Raw genomic sequence first — 2048 nt, forward strand, 5'->3', positions numbered from 1 at the left:
CCAGGGTCTGGGCGGCGCCGGGCGCCGGCTCCGCCGGCGTGGCGTCGGCCGCCGCGACGCAGGGGAGTCCGGCGAGGACGAGGGCGCCGAGCGCCGTGAACGCCGACCGGCGTGCGGCCCGGGCGTGTCTGAGGACCATGCGGTACGTCTCCTTCGATGGTGGCGAAGCTGCGGAGGCGACTCAGACCTTGCCCGCGACGCCCGGCGCGATGCCGGGACATGCCGGATTCACCGCATCGGGGACCCGAACCGACCCGGGTGCAGTACCGGCGCGTACCGGCGCGCACCGGCGGTCACCCGGACGGGTCACACCGGCGTCAGACCCGGCGAGCCCGCCTCGGTGACGAAGGAGGCGGCCGTGGAGACGGCGGCGCCCGGCGACGTCACGACCGGCACGACACGGAAATCGGCCCGCGCGTTCTCCCGGCCCAGCTCGACGCGCACATAGCCGCGCCGGCCGTCGTAGAACCTCAGGTGCGGATTGGCCCGCATGTAGGTGTCCCAGTTGGCCGGGTGCTCCGCGCCGTCGCGGCCGCTGGCGACGGAGGTGCAGGTCAGCTCCGCGCCCAGAGTGGCGGAGCCGGGGTCGTCGAAGTCGTCCTTGATGTCGAAGGCGTACGCGACATGGACGTCACCGGTGAGGACCAGCCAGTTGTCGACACCGGCCGCCTTAGCGCCCGCGACCAGACGGCCGCGGCCGGCGCGGTAGCCGTCCCAGGCGTCCATGGAGACCTTCGCCTCGGTGTTCAGGTCCAGTCTGCGCTGGGAGAAGCACACCTGCTGGGGCATCACGTTCCACAGCGCCGTCGAGGTGCCCCACCCGTCGAGCAGCCAGCGCTCCTGGGCGTCCCCGGTGAGGGTGCGCGCCGGGTCGTCCGACTCGGGTCCGGGGACGTGCGGGGTGTCGCCGTAGGCCTGGTCGGAGCGGTACTGACGGGTGTCGAGGATGTCGAACTGGGCGAGGGTGCCCCAGTGCAGCCGGCGGAACAGCTGGGCGTCGGGGCCCTCGGGGAGCTGGTCGGCGCGCAGCGGCTGGTTCTCCCAGTAGGCGCGGTAGGCGGCGGCGCGGCGGGTCAGGAACAGCGCCGGGTCGCTGCCGTTCTCGTCGATCGCTCCCGCGTAGTTGTTCTCGGTCTCGTGGTCGTCCCAGGTGACGACGAACGGGTGGGCGGCGTGCACGGCCCGCAGGTCGGGGTCGCTCTTGTAGAGCGCGTAGCGCATCCGGTAGTCCGCCAGGGTCGTCGTCTCGCGGTTGAGGACGGCCGGCAGCACGACGTCGGTGTAACCGCGGGCACCGCCCGCGGAGTCCACGGCGTACTCGTACAGGTAGTCGCCGAGGTGGAACACCACGTCGACGTCCTCCTGCGCGAGGTGCCGGTGCACCGTGTAGTAGCCGTCGTGGTACGCCTGGCAGGCGACCGCCGCCAGTCTCAGGCCCGCGGTGTCGGCGCCGGCCGGGGGAGCGGTACGGGTGCGGCCGGTGGGGCTGATCCAGGTGCCCGTACGGAACCGGTAGTAGTAGTGGCCGCCCGCTTCCAGGCCCTTCACGTCGACGCGCACGCTGTGCGCGTACTCGGGATACGCGAGGGCGGTGCCCCGCCGCACGACCAGGACGAAGGACTCGTCGAGCGCCACCTCCCAGGAGACCTCCACCCGCTGCTGCCCTAGCCCTCCGTCCGGTTCGAAGGGGGCCGGGGCCAGCCGGGTCCAGATGAGCACCGAGTCGGGCAGCGGGTCCCCGGAGGCGACGCCGAGCGTGAACGGGTCCTCGGTGATGCGGGCCGCGTCGAGCCGGGGCGCTGCGAAGGCGCCGCGCGCGGGGAGGTTGGTGGTGAAGGCGAGGGCGGCGGCCGCGGCGGTGAGGGTGAGGAAGCGACGGCGGGCCGGGTGCCGTGCGGCGGCGCGCAGTTCGGCGTCGTGCGGGGTGAGGGCGAGCGCGGACGACGGTCCGGTACGGCCCGACAGCGCCATCTGGGGTCCTCTCGTACGGGGCGGGCGGGGACGGACGCGAGGCGCAGGCCGGCGGCGGCGGCGCGGGCAGGCGAGCG

At 73.9% G+C, this 2048-nt stretch carries 1 protein-coding gene; it reads right to left on the reverse strand.

Annotation, left to right across the window (positions count from 1 at the left end; all coding sequences use genetic code 11):
- Window positions 1-306 precede the first annotated feature (306 nt).
- Complete coding sequence (locus tag B7767_RS32560; protein ID WP_085575267.1) at window positions 307-1971, reverse strand: alkaline phosphatase; 1665 nt, start codon at window positions 1969-1971, stop codon at window positions 307-309.
- Window positions 1972-2048: the final 77 nt, after the last annotated feature.

Origin of the sequence: Streptomyces sp. 13-12-16 (assembly GCF_002114215.1) — a bacterium.
Taxonomy (GTDB): Bacteria; Actinomycetota; Actinomycetes; order Streptomycetales; family Streptomycetaceae; genus Streptomyces.

Coding starts and splice junctions, on each gene's coding strand:
- B7767_RS32560 (WP_085575267.1), bottom strand. CDS start 1,971: ATGGCGCTGTCGGGCCGTACCGGACCGTCGTCCGCGCTCGCCCTCACC.